The following is an 18,357-nucleotide window of genomic DNA, read 5'->3' on the forward strand; positions in this document are numbered from 1 at the left end:
TTCGCACACACTTAGGGGGGCTTGTCTGATAAGGTCAGACCACATCCTCTGACCAGCATCATGAGAGTCGAGAAACCGTGAACGAGACCCCCACCATCGATGAGCTCAAGGCGGTCGCCTCGCGCCGCCCCCTGCGCATCGCCCTCTTCGCGACCTGCATTGTGGACGCCATGTACCCTCGCGTCGCCCACGCCACCGTCGCCATCCTCGAGCGCCTCGGCCACACGGTCGTGTTCCCGGGAGGTCAGGCGTGCTGCGGGCAGATGCACGTCAACTCCGGCCACTTCGCGGAGGGCAAGCGCGTCATCGAGAACCACGTCCGCGCCTTCACGGACGAGGAGTACGACGTCGCCGTGGCCCCGTCGGGCTCCTGCGTCGCCTCGGTCAAGCACCAGCAGCCCATGATCGCCGAGCGCTTCGGGGACACGGACCTCGCGGAGAAGGCCACCTGCATTGGGGCCAAGACTCTCGAGCTGTCCCAGCTCCTCGTTGATGTCCTCGGCATCACGGACGCGGCCGCCCAGCTCGGCTCGTACTTCCCCCACTCCCTCACCTACCACCCCAGCTGCCACGGCATGCGCCTGCTGCGCCTGGGGGACCGCCAGGAGAGCCTGCTCAAGTCCGTGGAGGGGATCGACTACCGCCCGCTGGGCGAGTCCGACCAGTGCTGCGGGTTCGGCGGCACGTTCTCCGTCAAGAACTCGGACGTCTCCTCGGCCATGCTCGCGGACAAGACCGCTCGGATCACCGAGACCGGCGCAGACGTCTGCTCAGGCGGTGACGCCTCCTGCCTCATGCACATCGGCGGCGGCCTCTCCCGGCAGGGGGAGCGCACCCACACCTTCCATGTCGCCGAAATCCTCGCGAGCACGCGCGAGAACCCGCTCAACCCCCACGAGGAGGTCAACGCGTGAGCACGTTCCTTGGACTTCCCGGCCTGCGCCCGGGACACCGCTACCACCGCCCCCACGGACAGGAGGCCCCCGAGAGCATGGGGCGCGTGGTGGCCCACGAGGACTTCCCGGACGCCGCGCCCGTTCACCTCGCCGACGCCCAGCTCCGCTCCAACCTGCGCCACGCCACCCACACCATCCGGGACAAGCGGCTCAAGGTCGTTGCCGAGCTCGACGACTGGGAGCTGCTGCGCGAGTCCGGCAGCCAGATCAAGGCCCACGCGATGAAAAACCTCGCGGACCTCCTGGAGCAGTTCGAGGCCAGCGCCACCGCGGCCGGCGCCACGGTCCACTGGGCCAAGGACGCAACCGAGGCCAACGAGATCATCCGCGGCATCCTCCGCGAGGAGGGCGCCGAGGAGGTCATCAAGGTCAAGTCGATGGCCACGCAGGAGATCGGCCTCAACGAGGACCTGGCCGAGCACGGCATCAAGGCGTTCGAGACCGACCTCGCCGAGCTGATCGTCCAGCTCGACGATGACCTCCCCTCGCACATTCTCGTTCCCGCCATCCACAAGAACCGAGACCAGATCCGGGACATCTTCCTCCGCGAGATGGAGGACGCGCCCGAGGGGCTCACGAACAATCCCGCCGAGCTCGCCGCCGCCGCCCGCACACACCTCCGCCGGAAGTTCCTCTCCACCAAGGTCGCGATCTCCGGCGCGAACTTCGCCCTCGCTGACACGGGCACGCTCGGCGTCGTCGAATCCGAAGGCAACGGCCGCATGTGCCTCACGCTCCCGGAGACGCTCATCTCCCTCGTCGGCATCGAGAAGGTGCTGCCGAGCTTCGAGGACATCCACGTCATGGGGCAGCTGCTCCCGCGCTCGTCCACCGGCGAGCGGATGAACCCGTACACCTCGCTGTGGACGGGCGTCACGCCGGGGGACGGCCCGCAGACGGTGCACATCGTGCTCCTCGACAACGGGCGCACCCGGGCACTCGCTGACGAGTACGGGCGTTCGGCCCTGCACTGCATCCGCTGCTCCGCCTGCATGAACGTGTGCCCGGTGTACGAGCGCACGGGCGGCCACGCCTACGGCTCCACGTACCCGGGGCCCATCGGCGCCATCCTCTCGCCGCTCCTCACAGGCACGGACGTCGAGGGCAATGACTCCCTCCCGTTCGCGTCGAGCCTCTGCGGCGCGTGCTACGACGCCTGCCCGGTCAAGATCAACATCCCGGACATCCTCGTGCACCTGCGCGGGCGGTCCGAGGACGGCAAGCAGGGCGCGTCCCGCATGACGCAGCTGGACGCTGGCCTCGCAGGCGCGACCTGGCTCTTCGCGGACGGACGCCGCTTCGGTGCCCTCCAGAAGGGCCTGGTGGGCGCTCGTCTCGCGGGCCGCTTCCTCCCCGGTCCCGGCGGCAAGATCTCCGCGCTGCCCGGCATCGCCGGCAAGTGGACGGTCTCGCGCGACCTCCCGCAGGTGCCCGCGCACAGCTTCCGCGCGGACTTCGCGGCCGGGCGCTCCCCGTACTCTCGGGGGACGACGACGCCGGCCGCCGGTGGCGAGCGCCCCGAGTCTGCCGCCCCCACGAGCGAAGGAGACGTGAAGTGAGCTCACGCGAGGACATCCTGACCGCCGTCCGCGAAGCCATGGCCGGGGCGCCCGAGGCCCCCGCCCCGGCACGGGACTACCGCTTCACGTCCGGGCTGAGCCGGGACCAGTTGCGGGAACAGCTCGTGGATCGGCTCGTGGACTACAAGGCCAACGTCGTCATTCTCGGCTCGGCGAGCGAGATCCCCGAAGCAGTCAGGACCCGCCTGGCGGGCGCGGAGCGCGTCGTCGTTCCCGCAGGCCTGGACATGGCCTGGACTGACGAGGTCGAGGCGGAGATCGTCGTGGACGGGCCCGAGCGGGCGCTGAGCGTGGAGGAGCTGGACGCCACGAGCGCCGTGCTCACGGCCTCCGCCGCCGCGTGCTCCGAGACGGGGACCATCTTCCTCGACACCTCGGCCGATCAGGGCCGCCGGGCGATCACTCTTGTCCCGGACCACCACGTCGTCGTCGTCTCGATGGACGATGTCCGCGGCCTGCTGCCGGAGACCCTTGCGACGCTGGACTCAACCCGGCCCCTGACGTGGATCTCGGGGCCGAGCGCCACGAGCGACATCGAGTTGGAGCGGGTCGAGGGCGTTCACGGCCCGCGCCGCCTCGACGTCCTCCTCGTCGGCTGACGGGCCGGGGCCCGTTGCTCCCAGTTCCGGGCCCCGTTATTCCCCGTTCGGGGGCGGGTTCCGCACGCCGGGGCGCGGTTTTGTGGTTGAAACTCGCCTCGGAACGGTCAGGGGCTGGGGGTGTCTGAGCCGAGGACGCCGCGCACGGCGGGGATCGCGGCCGGCGGCAGCTCCATGCTGACCTCGGAGCCCGGGTTGAGCGCGACGCCAAGCCCCTCGGGCAGCGTCTCGATGACCTGCCGCCCGGAGACCTGCAGCATCATCGTCGCCTGAGTGGGCGCCTCCGGCGGAATGCGGGAGGCGTCCGAGAAGACGACGACCATCTGCTGGACCTCCCCGCCCTCAGCCACGGGTGGGCTGAGGACGAGGGGCTGGAAGCTGGTCGGGTCGTCGTCCTCGAGGCGCCCGATGTAGATCACCGAGGCGTCGCCGAAGACGGTGACGAGCTCCTCGTCCGAGATCTCACCGGAGCGGGCTGCCTCGACGGCGGCCTCGAGCCCGAGCGACATCAGAAGCCGGCGGGGTCGCTCGTCGGACGAACAGGGTGGTTCTCGTTCGTCTGCGCGGCGGCCGTGCCCTGCTGCTCCGCCTGGAGGGCCTGGACCTCGGAGGCGGGGCGGAAGTCGGTGCGGATCATCTGGACGCCGGAGGGCTCGATCATGAAGCCCAGCTCGAAGCCCGGGTTGAGCATGATGCCCACGCCCTCGCCGACGGACTGGACGACCGTGGCGCCCTGGACGCCGATGCCGTACGGGGCCTGCTCACCGAGTTCGGCGGGGACGCGCGAAGGATCGGAGAAGACCGCGACCATCGGCTCGTCGTTGGGGCCGCTCAGGGCCACCGGATCGAGGTTCGCATCCGGGTTGGCCTCGGGGTCTTCGACGCTCAAGAGGATGACGGTGGAGTTGAGGAACGTCAGGATGACGTCGGACTGCTCCATGGTCCCGTCCTGGCCCTTGGCGAGCGCCTCTTCAAGGGGGTTCGCGGGGGACACGGGGGTGTCGGAGGTCGAGGGGGACGTCTGCTGGTCGGCTGCGTTGTCGCCGATGTTTTCAGTCATGTGTCTGAGAACATCACGAATTGTAGGTCCCTGCAACTCATCTCCGCTCGGAGCGGACGGCGGATTCCTGCTAGTTTTAGGCACGTGCTCCTCTCTGATCGCGACATCCGCGCCGCCCTTGACCACGGCCGGATCGGCCTCGAGCCCGCTGACCTGGACATGATCCAGCCGTCAAGCGTTGACGTGCGCCTGGACCGGTTCTTCCGCCTGTTCGACAACCACAAGTACGCGAACATCGACCCAGCCGAGGAGCAGGAGGGCCTGACTCGGCTCGTCGAGGTGGACCCGGATGAGCCGTTCGTCCTCCATCCCGGGGAGTTCGTCCTGGGCTCGACCTACGAGACCGTCACGCTCGGCGACGACATCGCCGCTCGCCTCGAGGGCAAGTCCTCTCTCGGACGCCTCGGCCTGCTGACGCACTCCACCGCAGGGTTCATCGACCCGGGCTTCTCCGGCCACGTGACGCTGGAGCTCTCCAATGTCGCCACGCTCCCGATCAAGCTGTGGCCCGGCTCGAAGATCGGCCAGCTGTGCTTCTTCCAGCTGACGAGCCCTGCCGAGCGCCCCTACGGCTCAGACGGCCGCGGGAACCGCTACCAGGGCCAGCGCGGGCCGACGCCCTCCCGCTCCCACCTCAACTTCCACCGGACGCGCGTGCCCGGCCCGGAGGCCGGCTAGAGCCACAACGAGGCCGGCCAGCCCCACGCCGTGTCCGGCAGCTGTCCCGCCGGGCCTGCGACGAGCTACGCGCGCACCTCGTCCCTGCGGACCGCAGGCTCGCGGATCGGCGCGAGGAGTGCGAGCCCCGCGGCGAGGACAAGAGCAATGCCGATCACGCCGTGAATCTGCTGCCCTCCGAGGACGATGAACGCGCCGAACAGCGTCGGGGCCAGGAAGCTCACGGCCCGGCCCGTCGTGGCGTAGAGGCCGAAGAACTCCGACTCGTGCCCTGCGGGGGCAATCCGCAGCAGGTAGGAGCGGCTCGAGGACTGAGCGGGTCCCACGAACAGGCAGAGGAAGAGCCCGAACACCCAGAACGTCGTCGTTGCCGTCCACTCCAGCCCGCCGACCCGGTGAGTGCCCGCACCCAAGGCGAGGAGGCCCGCAGCCGCGATGAGGAGGCCGACCAGCGAGCCCATGACGATCCGCTTGGGCCCGAGCCTGTCCTCCAGGCGGCCGCCCACGAGCGCGCCGAGCGCGGCGACGACGTTGCCTGCGATGGCGAAGACGATGACCTGAGCCTGAGTGAACCCGAACGTGCCGACGGCGATGACGCCGCCGAGCGTGAAGATCGCGGCGAGACCGTCGCGGAACACGGCTGAGGCCCCCAAGAAGTAGATCGCGTGGCGGTCCGTCCGCCACAGCGACGCGAGGCGGCGCCACAGGATGCGGTAGGACTCCAGCAGCCCGGCCGGGGCCGAGCGCGGCGCCTGCGGGGCAGCCCCCGTCCCGCGAACCAAGAGCGGCAGCGCGAAGGCAAGGAACCAGATGCCGGAGAAGAGGGCCGTCAGGCGGAACGGCCACCCGTCCTCCTGAGGCACGGGGAGCCCGAAGGCCGGCTTGATGAAGCCGAAGAGGACGATCACGAGGGCCACGATCCCGCCGAGGTAGCCCATGGCCCAGCCGAAGCCGGAGACTCGCCCAGCGCTCGCGGGCGTCGAGACGTCTGAGAGCATGGCGTTGTAGTCCACGCTGGCGAGCTCGAAGAACAGGGTGGCCGCCGCGATGATGCCGATCCCCAGGAGCAGGTGGCCGGGGTCGGGGGTCACGAGCGCCCCGCAGAGGCACAGGAGAACGACGACGCCCGTGTTGACGGCGAGCCACAGCCTGCGGCGGTTGGAGGCGTCGCTGCGCTGGCCGAGGACGGGGGCGATGACGGCCAGGACGAGCCCGGACAGGCTGAGGCCCCACGCGAGGAGCGTCGAGGAGTGCTCCGTGGGCCCGAAGGCGGGAGACGTCAGCCAGACCGTGAAGACGAACGTCGTCATGACGGCGTTGAAGGCGCTGGAGCCCCAGTCCCAGAGAGCCCAGGACAGGACGGCGCCGCGTCGTGGCGCGGGCGGCTGGTTGCTCGGGGCGGTGGCGGCGGGGCTGCTCATACCCAGAGAATACGTTGCGCGCGCGGCCTTGCCGCCGATGTGACGGAGGGCCGCAGGCGCCCGGCGCCCGGCCGATGTCGTGGCACGCTCGCGGGAGTCGCTCCCGCGTCCGTCTGCTCCCCTGTGGACAACTGGGAAGGGCTCCCAGGCACGGCGGATAAAATGAAGCGATACTGCGCGCGCCGCCCCTGCTTCACCCGGGCGTGGACTGCGCGGTTGCACCACGATCCGCTCCCCGACGAAGGACCGCGCGTTGCTCCCAGCTTTGACCGTTCTCACCCTCAACGCCGTCCTTGCCCCCTTCTTGTTCCGGTGGCTCGGCCGGCGGTCCTTCTACGCGCTCGCCGTGGCCCCGGCCGGGGTGTTCGTGTGGCTGTTGACGGTGGCGGTCCGGGGAACCGAGGGCATGGAGCTGTCCTTCCCGTGGATCCCGGAGCTCGGCGTCTCGCTGGCCCTGCGCATGGACCCGCTGTCCCTCATGCTCTCGATGCTCGTCACGGGCATCGGCGCGCTGGTCCTGGCCTATTGCGCCCAGTACTTCCTCAAGGCCAACCGAACAGCCGTGGGCCACGCCATGTTCGCGGGTCAGCTGACGGCGTTCGCCGCGGCCATGTTCCTCCTCGTCACGGCTGACGACCTCATGATCCTCTTCATCGCGTGGGAGGCCACGACGGTCCTCTCCTACCTGATGATCGGCTTCTCGAGGACTCGCCTGACCGCTCGGCGTGCGGCTCTCCAGGCGCTCATTGTCACGACGGCGGGCGGCCTGTCCATGCTCGTGGGCTTCCTCATCCTGGCCTCGGCGGCTGGGACCATGCGGATCTCCAGCATCGTGGAGAGGCTCGCGGCCGGGACGGTTGACGCGCCTGAAGGGTTCATCGTGGCCGCGGCGGTCCTCGTGTTCGTGGGCGCCGCGAGCAAGTCCGCGCTCGTGCCGAGCCACTTCTGGCTCCCGGGCGCCATGGCGGCCCCGACCCCCGTCTCGGCCTACCTGCACGCCGCCGCCATGGTCAAGGCGGGCATCTACCTCGTGGCCCGCTTTGCCCCAGCGTTCCTTCACGTTGACGCCTGGCTGTGGCTCGTGGTCCTCGGCGGCGTCGCCACGATGCTCCTCGGCGGCTACCGCGCCCTGAGGCAGTTCGATCTCAAGCTCATCCTCGCCTACGGCACCGTCAGCCAACTGGGCTTCCTGACCCTCGTTGTGGGCCTGGGAAAGCCCGAGTTCTTGCACGCCGGGGCGGCGCTGCTCATGGGCCATGCCCTGTTCAAGGCCACGCTGTTCCTCGTCGTCGGCATCATTGACCAGTGCACCGGCACGCGAGACATCCGGCAGCTGGCCGGCCTCGCGCGGCGCGCTCCCATCCTGTTCGCGACGGCCCTCGTGGCGGCCGCATCGATGGCCGGAGTGCCGTTCACGCTGGGCTTCGTGGCGAAGGAGTCGGTCCTCGAGGCGCTCCTGCATGGGGCCACGGACCCGCTCGGCGTTGTGGCCCTCATCGGCGCCGTCCTGGGGTCCATCCTCACCGTGGCCTACAGCGGGCGGTTCGTCCTCGGCGCCTTCGGCGACGGCCGCTTCTTCAAGGTCACGGAGGCCCGGGTCGTGAGGCGGATCGCGCCGTCGTTCGCGGCTCCGGCCATCGTCCTCGCGGTGCTCACCGTGGTGTTCGGCGTGTTCCCTGCCCCCATCGAGGCCCTCGTCCACGGGGTCGGGGAGACGGGTCAGGCCCTCCTCGGGGAGCACGGCAAGCTCCCGCACTTGGCCATCTGGCACGGGTTCACGACTGCCCTGCTGCTGTCCGCGCTCTGCCTCGGAGTGGGTGCCGCGCTCATCCTGGGCCGCGCCCGTGTGAGCCGCGTCCAGGACGCGCTCGGGGGCAGCCTCGAGGGGGACCCGCCCCTCAGGCGGCTGGACGCGGAGCGCCTGTACCGCCAGAGCGTCGGCGCCCTCGACGACTTCGCGATCTGGCTGACCGGCCGCACCCAGCGGGGCTCCGTGGGGTTCTACGTCTCCATCATTCTCGCCGTGGCCGTCTCCGCGCCGCTGGTGGCCTACGTGGCGGGCGGCGGCTCCTTCGGCCTGCGCCTTCACCTTGCGGACTCGGCGGCGCAGATCGTCATCGTCGTCGTCGTCGGCATCGCAGCGCTCGCGGCCGTCAAGGCGGACAAGCGCTTCCTCGCCGTTCTCCTCGTCTCCGTGGTCGGCTACGGCATGGCCGTGATCTACGCGCTGCAGGGGGCGCCGGACCTCGCCCTCACGCAGGTCCTCGTGGAGACCGTGGTCACTGTGGCCATGGTCCTCGCCCTGCGCGTCCTGCCGGCCCGCATGGAGCCGGCGTGGCAGTCGCGGCACAAGCTGATTCGGGCGGTGCTGGGCGTCGCGTTCGGCACGGGCATGGTCTTCCTGGCTGCCGCGGCGATGAACGCCCGCGAGAGCCTGCCGGTCTCCCTCGAGTTCCCTCGCCTGGCCTATGACGGCGGCGGGGGCGCCAACATCGTCAACGTGACCCTCGTGGACATCCGCGCGTGGGACACGTTCGGTGAGGTCTCCGTCCTCGCCATCGCGGCCACGGGGGTGGCGAGCCTCATCTTCGTCTCGGGCCGCGGGGACCAGCAGCTCCACGCGGGCTTCTCTTCTCAGGTCGCCTCTGGCGCGGTGCAGCGGGGAGGGGCGCACGACGCCGACCGCTTCAGCGAGGCGCCGCGGAGCCCCTGGATCACCGCGGGGCACACCCTGGACTCGGGGTCGCGCTCCATCATGCTCGAGGTGGTCGTGCGGATTGTGTTCCACACGCTGATCATCGTCTCCGTCTACCTTCTCGTCGCCGGCCACAACGCGCCGGGCGGCGGCTTTGCTGCGGGCCTCATGGCGGGTCTCGCGCTCGCTGTCCGGTACTTTGCCGGGGGCCGCTACGAGCTGTACGAGGCCATGCCGATCTCCGCCGGGACCATGCTCGGCAGCGGGCTCGGGATCATCGCCCTGTCGGCGATCGTTCCGCTGTTCTTCGGCGGCGAGGTCCTGCAGGCGGCCATCGTCCAGGGCACCGTGCCGCTGCTCGGCGGGTACAAGTTCACGACGAGCACGATCTTCGACATCGGTGTGTTCCTCATCGTCGTCGGCCTCGTCTCTGACGTGCTCCGCAGCTTCGGCTCGAGGCTTGACTGGCTCGCGGGCAGGCAGCAGATCTCCTCAGACCGAGGCCCGGACAACGCGGTCACCGAGGCCGAGGCCGCCGAGACGAAGGGAGCGCAGGCATGAGCGCCAACCTCACACTCCTCGTGCTGATGGGCGTGCTCTACGCGGCGGGGGTCTACCTGCTGCTGGACAAGTCCCTGACGCGCATCCTCCTGGCCCTGACGCTCATCACGAACGCCACGAACCTCCTGCTCATCACGACGGGCGGGCTGGCGGGAATCGCGCCGCTCGTGGTCAAGGGCGCGGACCCGTCCGAGTACAACGACCCGCTGCCCCAGGTGTTCGTGCTGACGTCCATCGTCATCAGCTTCGCCATCACGGCCTTCATGCTCGGCATCATCTACCGGACCTGGGTCATCCGCCGCCGGGACGAGATCGAGCGAGACGAGGAGGACGCCGTCGTCGCAGCGAAGGAGTCGTACGACGCAGAGGAAGACGCGGACGTCGTCCACGAAGACACCGAGTTCACCAAGGAGCACGAGGGATGATCGACACGACCGCCGCCGCGCCGTTCGCCATCGGCCTCCCCTTCCTGGGGGCGGCCGCCGCGTTCCTCGTGGCCCGCCACCCGGGCATTCAGCGCATCATCGCCATCGTCTCGCTGACCCTGACGCTCATCCTCGAGTCCTCGCTCCTCATCTCGACGATTCTGCACGGGCCCACCGCGGTCTATCTCGGCGGATGGGCGCCGCCCTTCGGCATCTCGATGGTCGTGGACGCGTTCGCGAGCTTCATGCTCGTGGTCTCCACGCTCGTGTCCCTCGCCGTCCTCGTGTTCGCCACGGGTCAGGACGCGGAGGAGTCGGAACAGGACGGGCCTGTCTCGATCTTCCACCCCACCTATCTCATCCTCGTTGGCGGCGTCTCCAACGCGTTCCTCGCCGGGGACCTGTTCAACCTCTATGTCGGGTTCGAGATCCTCCTGACGGCGAGCTACGTGCTCATGACCCTCGGGGCAACCGATGCCAGAATCCGGGCGGCGCTCACCTACGTCGTCGTCTCCGTGGTGTCCTCCGTGCTGTTCCTCCTGGCCATCGGGCTCGTTTACGCGGCCACCGGCACCGTGAACATGGCGGACGTGGCGATGAAGCTCTCGGCCCTGCCGCACGGCACGCAGATGGCGCTTCACGCCCTCCTGCTCGTGGCGTTCTGCATCAAGGCGGCTGTGTTCCCGCTGTCCTTCTGGCTCCCGGACTCCTACCCCACGGCGCCCGCGCCCGTCACGGCGGTGTTCGCGGGCCTGCTGACCAAGGTCGGCGTCTACGCGATCATCCGCACCGAGACCCTGCTCTTTCCCGGGGACGACTTCAACACGATCCTCATGGTCGCCGGCGCGGTGACGATGATCGTGGGCATCCTCGGCGCGCTCGCGCAGTTCGACCTCAAGCGCCTCTTGTCCTTCACCCTCGTCAGCCACATCGGCTACCTGATCTTCGGCATCGGCACGGGGTCAATCGTGGGGCTAGGGGCCTCCGTGTACTACGTGGCGCACCACATCATCGTCCAGACCTCCCTCTTCCTCGTGGCGGGCCTGATCGAGCGGGTGCGCGGCGTGACCAACATCGAGCGCCTTGGAGGCCTGGCGAAGAGCCTGCCGTTCGTCTCCCTCCTGTTCTTCATCCCCGCCATGAACCTCGCTGGCATCCCGCCCATGTCCGGCTTCCTCGGCAAGGTGGGACTCATCCAGGCGGGCATCATGCTGGACACACCCGTGGCCTGGATTGCCGTCGCTGCCTCCATCGTGACGAGCCTGCTGACCCTCATGGCCATAGCCCGCGTGTGGAACCGCGCCTTCTGGCGCGAGCAGGGCGAGTCCACTGCGGCCGAGGCGGAGGTGGGGCGGGAGGACGACCAGTCCGGGCAGCCCCTGACCCGCTCGATGGTCGCGGCCACCCTCTCGCTCGTCCTCGCCGGCCTCGCCCTGACCGTCGTCGCAGGCCCGCTCTACCGTATGTCGGGGGCCACGGCGAATGAGCTCATCGAGCGCACGCCGTACATTGAGGCGGTCATGGGCGAAGAGCGCCTGAGCGAGGTTCCCGCGACCCACGGCGGCACCGCGCCCAGCCCCGCACCGAAGGGAGGCCAGTGATGAAGCAGGACCACCTGAGCATCAACGACATCGGCCAGCCGGATGAGAACGGCATCCACCCGGACGACGCGCCGCACCTGGACCCCGAGTCCACGGATGTTCCGACGACGGCCCGGCGCCGGCGCCCGGTCCCGCTCCGCAAGGAGCTGCCGCTGCTCATCTGGCTTGTGGGCGTGTGGCTCGCCCTGTCCCGGGACCTCAGCGTCATGAACATCGTCTTCTCGGTGCTCATCGTCTGGGTGGTCACGCATGTCTTCCGTCTGCCCCCCGTGGAGCTCGCGGGGCGGTTCAACCCGTTCAAGGCCCTCGTCATGGTGGGCTCGCTGACGTGGCAGTCTCTCATTGCGAGCATCCGGGTGTTCCACCTGGCGGTGACGGAGGGGCCGCGCGCGCGCTCGTCGATCATCAAGGTCCAACTGGTCACGCATGACGACCTGGTGCTGACAGCGGTCTCCCATGCCCTGGCCATCGTCCCGGGCTCGATCGTCTGCGAAGTGGACCGCGACGCGGCCATCCTCTATGTCCACGTCCTGGGGGTCTCCACGGATGAGGCCGCGGACGACTTCATCCGCGAGGCCCACGAGACGGAGTACCGGATCCTCGACATCCTCGGCAGGCAGGACGAGCGGGAGCGCGCCGCGGCTCGCCGCCTCTCCGCACGGGGCCCCCACGGGCGCCAGCGCGCCCGCACTCACGACACGGTGAGCTCGTCTGGAGCGAGCGCCGCCCAGGGAGGCACCCGATGAGCTTTCTCCACTACTGCACCGTCCTCGCCGGGGCTCTGTTGAGCGTCGCTGCGCTGGCCTCGCTCGTGCGCATCCAGCGCGGGCCCCGCCTCCTGGACCGGGTCATCGCCGTGGACGTCCTCGTGACGGTGTTCGTCGGGGCGCTCTGCGTCTACATGACGACGTCCAAGGTCGCCGATCACCTGACGCTCCTCCTCGTCCTCTCGGTCGTGGCCTGGGTGGCGACGCTGTCCTTCTCGATCTTCCTCGCGTCCCGAAAGGAGAACGAGCGCTCATGATTGTCGACATTGTCGCGGGCGTCTTGCTTGTCGGCGGTGCCTTCTGGGCGCTGGCCGCCGCCGTCGGAATCCTCCGCTTCCCGTCTGACATGGCCCGGCTGCACGCCGCTTCCAAGCCGCAGGTCATCGGCCTGCTCATGATGCTCGTGGCCGTGGGGCTCACGATCGGCGACTGGCGCCTCGTGCCCTTCTTGGCCCTCGTCTGGGTGCTGCAGCTCGTGACCGTGCCCATCTCCGCGCACATCACGGCCCGCACGGCCCACCGGACGGCGAGCACCCCGTACCAGGATCTCGTCCGCGACGACCTGGCCGCCGAGCTGGATGAGGGCCGCTGACGCCCTGCCCCAGACACACGTGCGGCCGGCCCCCGAGGGGAGCCGGCCGCACCGTCAAGCGGGGGAGCGGGGTGCTTACGCGACCTCGGTCCGGGAGCGGTTGAAGCCCTTGAGGACCTTGTTCTGGCCCTTCTTGACGGCCTGGGTGATGACGGCGGACACCGTGGCGGAGACGACCGCGAACACGATGGCCTGGACGAAGGACTGGTCCACGTCCTCGCCCTTCTTGGGAGCCTTGTGTCCGGTGGTCTTCTCCCAGATGATGTCGACGACCTTGGCGCTCACGAAGCCTGCTCCGATGCTGGCGGCCGTGCCGAGAAGCTTGATGATGGGCTGCACGTTGACTCCTTGCGAGGTGGGGATGCGCGGCACAGTGCAGTGCCGCGTCAAGTGTCTGACCTCAGCATAGTCCGCCAGGCTGGGTGGCGTCTGCGGTATGGTGGAGGCGTGAGCGCGGGGTTTTCCGCGCGCGTCACACGACAGGGGAGCGCCGGCCGTCATGGCCAGAGACACAGGGCGCTGAGAGTGCATTCATGCAGACCCTCGAACCTGATCCGGTTAGTACCGGCGGCAGGGAGTCGAGTCATCTCGCCAGGCATGCCTGGACCCCTTCCATGCACATTTGTTGGAAGGACAAGTTCATGACCACCACACGCGGAACCACCTCGCAGGCCGCGTCGGCCCGTCGCGGCTGGACCACCATCGACATCGTCATCGCCGCCCTTGTCGCCGTGTTCGGCGGCGTCTTCTTCTGGGCGTGGAACGCGTTCTACGGCGTCATCAGCGGGGCATTCGCGGCCTTTCCCCCGATGGGCGGCCTCGTGATCGGCGCGTGGCTCCTCCCGGGTGTCCTGGGCGCGCTCATCGTCCGCAAGCCGGGCGCGGCCATTTTCTGCGAGGTCGTGGCGGCGGTCGGGGAGGCCCTCGTCGGCTCGCAGTGGGGCATGGCCGTCCTCCTCTCCGGCATCGTCCAGGGCCTGGGCGCGGAGCTCGCCTTCGCGGCCTTCCGCTACCGCCGCTTCACCCTGCCCGTCGCCATGCTCGCGGGCGCGGGGGCGGGCCTCTTCGGCACGTTCAACGACGCGTTCATCAGCGGCTACTACGCCGAGTGGGTCATCGCCTGGAAGCTCATCTACATGGTCTTCGGCATCATCTCGGGTGCCCTCGTCGCTGGCCTGGTCTCCTGGCTCATGACGCGCGGCGTGGCCGCCACGGGCGCGCTCTCGGGCCTCGCCTCGCGCAACGCGCACCGCGAGCCTGCGCTCTAGCGTGACGGACTCTCACCGCGGCGAGCCGGGGACCTCTGGCCGCCACACCGCCCCCGCCCCGCCCCCTGCTTCCTCCGGGGGCGCGGCGGGTGAGTCGGGCGGCCACCTCGTCGTCGTCGAGAACTATTCCGTTCTCCATGAAGGGGCTCCCGCGCCCTCCCTCGGGCCCGTCACCCTCCGTATCGCCCCGGGCGAGCGGGTCCTCCTGCTCGGCCCGTCCGGGTCCGGCAAGTCCACGCTCCTGGCCGCCCTCGCGGGGGTGCTCACCTCTGAGTCGGCGGACGACGGCGTCCAGGAGTCCGGGATCATCCGCCTCCGCGGGGCGCACCCGTCCGAGGCGAGGGGCACCGCCGGCCTCATGCACCAGGACCCTGAGTCCCAGGTGGTCATGGCCACCGTCGGGCGGGACGTGGCCTTCGGCCCCGAGAACCTCGGGGTGGACCCGGCCGAGATCAGGCGGCGCATCCCGGCGAGCCTCGAGGCCGTGGGCCTCGCGGGGATGGACCCGGACCGCTCCACGGGGCGCCTCTCGGGCGGGCAGAAGCAGCGCGTGGGCCTGGCGGGGCTGCTCGCCATGGAGCCCGAGCTGCTCCTCCTTGACGAGCCCACCGCCAACCTGGACCCTGAGGGCGCCCGGGACGTGGTTGCGGCCGTGGACGCGGTCTGCCGTGAGCGGGGCTCGGCGCTCGTCGTCGTGGAGCACAGGCTCGAGGACTGGGCCCGCATGACCGAGCGGGCCGTCGTCCTCGCGCCCGGCGGGGGCATCCTCGCGGACGGCCCCGTGGCTGAGGTGCTCGCCGAGGACTCGCCCATGCGGCCCGTGCTCCGCAAGGCGGGCGTCTGGCTGCCGGGGGAGACCCCGGACGTGCGCCCGCGGTCGGGGGCAGCGGTGCAGGGGGCCGACGTCGTCCTGCGCACCGTGGACCTCTCTGTCACGCGGGACCCCAAGCGGCGGTGGAGCATCCGCCGGGGCGAGTCCGGGCGGCGCGCCATCCAGGCAGGCCTGAACCTCGAGGTGAGGCGGGGCGAGGCCCTCGCGATCATGGGGGAGAACGGCGCGGGCAAGTCCACGCTGGCCCTGACTCTCGCCGGCCTCCTCGAGCCCCTCGCGGGCCGGGTCGAGGCGGGCATGGGCCCAGGCCGCCCGGGCACCGCCGGGAACCCCGGGCACCGGCAGACCCCCGGGAGCACCGCGCGGAGCGAGCCGTTCCACTGGCGCGCCTCGGACCTCATCCGGCGCATCGGCACGGTCTTCCAGAACCCGGAGCACCAGTTCGTCACGTCCACGGTTGCAGGCGAGCTCGAGCACGGCCCCCGACTCGCGGGCATGCCGGAGGAGGAGGTCGCGAGCATCCGGGACCGCCTCCTGGCGCAGCTCGGGCTGGAGGACCGGGCGGAGCAGCAGCCGTTCACGCTCTCCGGCGGTCAGAAGCGCCGCCTCTCGGTGGCCTCCGCCCTCGCAGCGGCGCCGGGCCTGCTCATCGTGGACGAGCCGACGTTCGGCCAGGACGCCCGCACGTGGGCCGAGCTGGCTGGGCTGTTCAACGCCCTCCTGGACGAGGGCGTGGCCGTCATCGCCGTCACACACGACGCTGCCTTCGCCGACGCCATCGGCGCCCGCGTCCTCCGGCTCGCCGCCACCGCAGACGCCCCCCAGGGAGGCCGCCCATGAGCACCCGTCAGTCTTCCGCACGTGCTGCCGCGCCGGCCGGCGGCTCCCCGCGGGGCGTGCCCTTCGTCGTCGGGCTCAACCCGGTGGCCAAGCTCCTGGGGCTCATTGCGCTGGCAGTCCCGCCCACCCTCAGCATGGACCGCCTGACGAGCCTGTCCATGCTCGCGCTGACTGTTCTGGTCATCGCGCCGCTGGCCCGAGTGAGCGTGGTGGGGATTCTCGTGCGGGTGTGGCCGATCGTCGTCGGCGCCCTGGGGGCCGTGTGGGCCGTGGCCGTGGGCGCGGCGGACTCCGGCGCCACGCTGCTCAGCATCGGGTGGCTGACGGTCTCGGAGGGGTCGCTGGAGTCTGGCGTGTCCATGCTCTTGCGCTCGTTCGCGCTTGCGCTGCCGGCCATCGTCGTCATGGCCACGACCGACTCGTCCGAGCTCGGCGACGGCCTGGCCCAGATCCTCAAGATGCCGCAGCGGTTCGTCCTGGGGGCCGTGGCGGCGCTGCGCGTCGTCGGCCTCATCAACGACGACGTCCAGACCCTCCGCCTCGCCCGCCGCGCCCGCGGCGTGGGCTCCTTCGGCACCCCGCTCGCGCGCTGGAGGGCCAACGCTGGCCTCACCTTCGCGCTCCTCGTGCAGGTGGTGCGGCGTGGGGCCCGGATGGCGACGACGATGGATGCCCGCGGGTTCTCGGCCACCCCTCGGACGTGGGCCTACCCCTCCGTCCTGGCCCCGCGGGACTGGGCCGCGCTCGGATTCTGCGTGGCCTTCGCGGCGCTCGTGTGGACGGCGGCCACGGTGACGGGGCAGCTCGACATCCTCTGGGCATAGGGGCGGGCCGAGGCCCGGCTCAGCGCACCAAGGCCTGCGGGCGGCTGATCACCGTGCAGAAGTGCTCTCGGCCCCGCGGCAGGCGTCGTCGTCCGCGCCCTACTGGAGGCCGGAGGTGAGGCGGCAGACGTTGTCCATGAAGCGGCCGATCCGCGGGCGCTTGCGCCACTCCTCGAGGTCGAGCTGCGTGGACACGGCCCGGTAGCCGTCCTCGACCTTGCGCATGCGGGGGACGATGTCCCCGCCGACCATGAGCACGCTCACTTCGGCGTTGAGAGAGAACGAGCGCTGGTCCATGTTGGAGGAGCCGATGACCGCGAGGTCGTCGTCCACCGTGATGTGCTTGGCGTGGAGGACGTACGGGGCCGGGTAGCGGTAGATCTTCACGCCGGCCTCCATGATGGCCTCGTAGTACGAGCGCTGGGCATGGTCCACCATGAACTGGTCGCCCTTCTCCGAGACGAACAGCTCCACGTCCACTCCGCGCTGGGCCGCCGTGGTCATGGCCACGAGGAGGGACTCGTCGGGGACGAAGTACGGGCTCGTGACGCTGATGCGCTCCTTAGCGTTGTAGAACAGCATGTTGAAGAAGCGCAGGTTGTTCTCGTTGGCGTACCCCGGGCCGGAGGGGATGACCTGGCAGGTGACGTCGCCCGGCGTGTCCATCTCGTCGTGGAGCTTGACGCCGTCAGCAAGGGACTCGCCGGTCTCGGCGTACCAGTCTGCGGCGAAGACCATCTTGAGCTCAGCCGCGTTGGGGCCCTCGAACCGGGCGAGGAGCTCAACCCACTGCCGGCCGATGCGGTGGTTCTTCTTCTTCCGGTACTCCCGCTCAATGAGGTTGAGGCTGCCGGAGAACGCCACCTCCTGGTCGATGACGAGGATTTTGCGGTGGTTGCGCAGGTCAGGGCGTCGCCACTCGTTGCGGAACGGGTTGATGGGCAGCATGCGCCGGAACTGGATCTTGTTGCTCTTGAGGAACTTCTTGGTCTGGCCGTATCCGTGCACGCGCGCCGAGCCGAGGTGATCGTAGAGGACCCGCACGGTGACGCCCCGCTCCGAGGCTCGGACGAGGGCGTCGAAGAACGGCTGCGTGGTGGAGTCCACGGAGAGGATGTAGAACTCGACGTTGACGCTGTCCTCTGCCTCCTCGACGGCCTGAGTCATCGCGTCGAGGGCCTCGATGTAGTCCGGGTAGAGCGTGATCTCGTTGCCGTCCGCGGCGGGGAAGCCGGAGAGGTTGCGGTTGAGCTCTGCGGCCCGCTGGACCCACTCGTCCACGTTGAACTCGGTCCAGTGGACCTCGAAGCCCTTGGATCGGTCCATAACGTACCGGGTGATCCGCTCCTGCTCCTTGGTCCGCTTCTCGTTGAGCTTGTTCGTGCCGATCAGGAGGAAGAGGGCCAGGCCCACGATCGGGATGAAGAAGATCGCCAGGAGCCACGCCATGGCTGCGACGGGGCGGCGGCGGCCCGGGATGATGCCGATCGCGAGGATGCGGATCGTGTAGTCGAGAACCACGAGTGCAACCCGCAGCTCGTCAGGCATGCCGTCGAAGTTGGGGATGAGCCACTGCATGGTCGGTCCGGTCCTCCTGGTCCCAGGCGGGCCGATGTCAGCCCTGCTTCCTCTCCATCCTAGGTGTGCCGCAGACCGGT

At 69.8% G+C, this 18,357-nt stretch carries 18 protein-coding genes and 1 riboswitch; of the genes, 13 read left to right on the forward strand and 5 right to left on the reverse strand.

The annotated features are described in order from the left end of the window. The first annotated feature begins 131 nt into the window (after positions 1-131). Genes J2S35_RS06190 through J2S35_RS06200 form a run of 3 tightly spaced genes read left to right on the forward strand, consistent with a single transcriptional unit; the run spans position 132 to position 3,135 of the window. Positions 132-914, forward strand: coding sequence for a (Fe-S)-binding protein (locus J2S35_RS06190; protein ID WP_309853065.1), 783 nt, complete (start codon positions 132-134; stop codon positions 912-914). Further along, positions 911-2,515 (forward strand): lactate utilization protein B, encoded by a 1,605-nt coding sequence (locus tag J2S35_RS06195; RefSeq protein ID WP_380083781.1) that lies wholly within the window; start codon positions 911-913, stop codon positions 2,513-2,515. The genes J2S35_RS06190 and J2S35_RS06195 overlap by 4 nt, the downstream gene beginning before the upstream one ends. Further along, the gene (locus tag J2S35_RS06200; RefSeq protein ID WP_309851029.1) at positions 2,512-3,135 is read left to right on the forward strand and encodes a LutC/YkgG family protein; all 624 of its coding nucleotides are present in this window, start codon (positions 2,512-2,514) and stop codon (positions 3,133-3,135) included. Before J2S35_RS06195 ends, J2S35_RS06200 begins: the two co-directional genes overlap by 4 nt. A 107-nt stretch (positions 3,136-3,242) precedes the next feature. On the opposite strand, the gene J2S35_RS06205 is transcribed toward J2S35_RS06200, so the two are convergent. Continuing rightward, positions 3,243-3,644, reverse strand: a complete 402-nt coding sequence (locus J2S35_RS06205) for an SseB family protein (protein WP_309851032.1) — start codon at positions 3,642-3,644, stop codon at positions 3,243-3,245. Continuing rightward, complete coding sequence (locus J2S35_RS06210) at positions 3,644-4,195, reverse strand: SseB family protein (RefSeq protein ID WP_309851035.1); 552 nt, start codon at positions 4,193-4,195, stop codon at positions 3,644-3,646. Before J2S35_RS06210 ends, J2S35_RS06205 begins: the two co-directional genes overlap by 1 nt. A gap of 84 nt (positions 4,196-4,279) precedes the next feature. On the opposite strand from J2S35_RS06210, the gene dcd reads away from it, so the two are divergent. Next, on the forward strand, positions 4,280-4,873 hold the full coding sequence (gene dcd / locus J2S35_RS06215; protein ID WP_309851037.1) for a dCTP deaminase: 594 nt from the start codon (positions 4,280-4,282) through the stop codon (positions 4,871-4,873). A gap of 65 nt (positions 4,874-4,938) precedes the next feature. Here dcd and J2S35_RS06220 read toward each other — a convergent pair whose 3' ends face one another. Continuing rightward, complete coding sequence (locus tag J2S35_RS06220) at positions 4,939-6,294, reverse strand: MFS transporter (RefSeq protein WP_309851040.1); 1,356 nt, start codon at positions 6,292-6,294, stop codon at positions 4,939-4,941. Between the two features lie 253 nt (positions 6,295-6,547). Between J2S35_RS06220 and J2S35_RS06225 the strand changes: the two genes are divergently transcribed. The 6 genes from J2S35_RS06225 to mnhG are packed head-to-tail and all read left to right on the forward strand — an operon-like array spanning position 6,548 to position 12,935. Continuing rightward, positions 6,548-9,550 (forward strand): Na+/H+ antiporter subunit A, encoded by a 3,003-nt coding sequence (locus tag J2S35_RS06225; RefSeq protein WP_309851044.1) that lies wholly within the window; start codon positions 6,548-6,550, stop codon positions 9,548-9,550. Beyond that, positions 9,547-9,975: an NADH-quinone oxidoreductase subunit K gene (locus J2S35_RS06230; RefSeq protein WP_309851047.1), complete on the forward strand. Its 429-nt coding sequence runs from the start codon at positions 9,547-9,549 to the stop codon at positions 9,973-9,975. Before J2S35_RS06225 ends, J2S35_RS06230 begins: the two co-directional genes overlap by 4 nt. Continuing rightward, entirely contained in the window at positions 9,975-11,576 is a 1,602-nt protein-coding gene (locus J2S35_RS06235) for a Na+/H+ antiporter subunit D (protein ID WP_380083852.1), read from the forward strand. The genes J2S35_RS06230 and J2S35_RS06235 overlap by 1 nt, the downstream gene beginning before the upstream one ends. After that, positions 11,576-12,322 carry a Na+/H+ antiporter subunit E gene (locus tag J2S35_RS06240; RefSeq protein WP_309851052.1) on the forward strand — a complete coding sequence of 249 codons (747 nt, stop codon included), beginning with the start codon at positions 11,576-11,578 and terminating at the stop codon, positions 12,320-12,322. Before J2S35_RS06235 ends, J2S35_RS06240 begins: the two co-directional genes overlap by 1 nt. Next, the gene (locus J2S35_RS06245) at positions 12,319-12,600 is read left to right on the forward strand and encodes a monovalent cation/H+ antiporter complex subunit F (RefSeq protein WP_309851055.1); all 282 of its coding nucleotides are present in this window, start codon (positions 12,319-12,321) and stop codon (positions 12,598-12,600) included. Before J2S35_RS06240 ends, J2S35_RS06245 begins: the two co-directional genes overlap by 4 nt. Further along, entirely contained in the window at positions 12,597-12,935 is a 339-nt protein-coding gene (gene mnhG / locus J2S35_RS06250; protein WP_309851060.1) for a monovalent cation/H(+) antiporter subunit G, read from the forward strand. The genes J2S35_RS06245 and mnhG overlap by 4 nt, the downstream gene beginning before the upstream one ends. Before the next feature lie 75 nt (positions 12,936-13,010). Here the strand turns inward: mnhG and J2S35_RS06255 are convergent, their stop codons facing one another. Then, the gene (locus J2S35_RS06255) at positions 13,011-13,274 is read right to left on the reverse strand and encodes a DUF4235 domain-containing protein (protein ID WP_309851063.1); all 264 of its coding nucleotides are present in this window, start codon (positions 13,272-13,274) and stop codon (positions 13,011-13,013) included. 132 nt (positions 13,275-13,406) lie between these two features. Continuing rightward, a riboswitch (TPP riboswitch) is annotated at positions 13,407-13,529 on the forward strand. A gap of 47 nt (positions 13,530-13,576) precedes the next feature. Between J2S35_RS06255 and J2S35_RS06260 the strand changes: the two genes are divergently transcribed. The 3 genes from J2S35_RS06260 to J2S35_RS06270 are packed head-to-tail and all read left to right on the forward strand — an operon-like array spanning position 13,577 to position 16,699. Beyond that, positions 13,577-14,203: an ECF transporter S component gene (locus J2S35_RS06260; RefSeq protein WP_309851066.1), complete on the forward strand. Its 627-nt coding sequence runs from the start codon at positions 13,577-13,579 to the stop codon at positions 14,201-14,203. A 1-nt stretch (position 14,204) separates the two neighbouring features. Continuing rightward, positions 14,205-15,875: an ABC transporter ATP-binding protein gene (locus tag J2S35_RS06265; protein WP_309851067.1), complete on the forward strand. Its 1,671-nt coding sequence runs from the start codon at positions 14,205-14,207 to the stop codon at positions 15,873-15,875. Beyond that, positions 15,872-16,699, forward strand: coding sequence for an energy-coupling factor transporter transmembrane component T family protein (locus J2S35_RS06270; protein WP_309851070.1), 828 nt, complete (start codon positions 15,872-15,874; stop codon positions 16,697-16,699). The genes J2S35_RS06265 and J2S35_RS06270 overlap by 4 nt, the downstream gene beginning before the upstream one ends. A 99-nt stretch (positions 16,700-16,798) precedes the next feature. Here the strand turns inward: J2S35_RS06270 and cls are convergent, their stop codons facing one another. Beyond that, positions 16,799-18,277 carry a cardiolipin synthase gene (gene cls, locus J2S35_RS06275; RefSeq protein ID WP_309851073.1) on the reverse strand — a complete coding sequence of 493 codons (1,479 nt, stop codon included), beginning with the start codon at positions 18,275-18,277 and terminating at the stop codon, positions 16,799-16,801. Between the last annotated feature and the right edge of the window lie 80 nt (positions 18,278-18,357).

Source organism: Falsarthrobacter nasiphocae (genome assembly GCF_031456275.1).
GTDB classification, from domain to species: Bacteria; Actinomycetota; Actinomycetes; order Actinomycetales; family Micrococcaceae; genus Falsarthrobacter; species Falsarthrobacter nasiphocae.

Bases quoted from the DNA above. Each gene is read 5' to 3' on its own strand.
- J2S35_RS06205 (WP_309851032.1), bottom strand. From the start codon at position 3,644: ATGTCGCTCGGGCTCGAGGCCGCCGTCGAGGCAGCCCGCTCCGGTGAG.
- J2S35_RS06210 (WP_309851035.1), bottom strand. From the start codon at position 4,195: ATGACTGAAAACATCGGCGACAACGCAGCCGACCAGCAGACGTCCCCC.
- J2S35_RS06220 (WP_309851040.1), bottom strand. From the start codon at position 6,294: ATGAGCAGCCCCGCCGCCACCGCCCCGAGCAACCAGCCGCCCGCGCCA.
- J2S35_RS06230 (WP_309851047.1), top strand. From the start codon at position 9,547: ATGAGCGCCAACCTCACACTCCTCGTGCTGATGGGCGTGCTCTACGCG.
- J2S35_RS06240 (WP_309851052.1), top strand. From the start codon at position 11,576: ATGAAGCAGGACCACCTGAGCATCAACGACATCGGCCAGCCGGATGAG.
- J2S35_RS06245 (WP_309851055.1), top strand. From the start codon at position 12,319: ATGAGCTTTCTCCACTACTGCACCGTCCTCGCCGGGGCTCTGTTGAGC.
- mnhG (WP_309851060.1), top strand. From the start codon at position 12,597: ATGATTGTCGACATTGTCGCGGGCGTCTTGCTTGTCGGCGGTGCCTTC.
- J2S35_RS06260 (WP_309851066.1), top strand. From the start codon at position 13,577: ATGACCACCACACGCGGAACCACCTCGCAGGCCGCGTCGGCCCGTCGC.
- J2S35_RS06270 (WP_309851070.1), top strand. From the start codon at position 15,872: ATGAGCACCCGTCAGTCTTCCGCACGTGCTGCCGCGCCGGCCGGCGGC.
- cls (WP_309851073.1), bottom strand. From the start codon at position 18,277: ATGCAGTGGCTCATCCCCAACTTCGACGGCATGCCTGACGAGCTGCGG.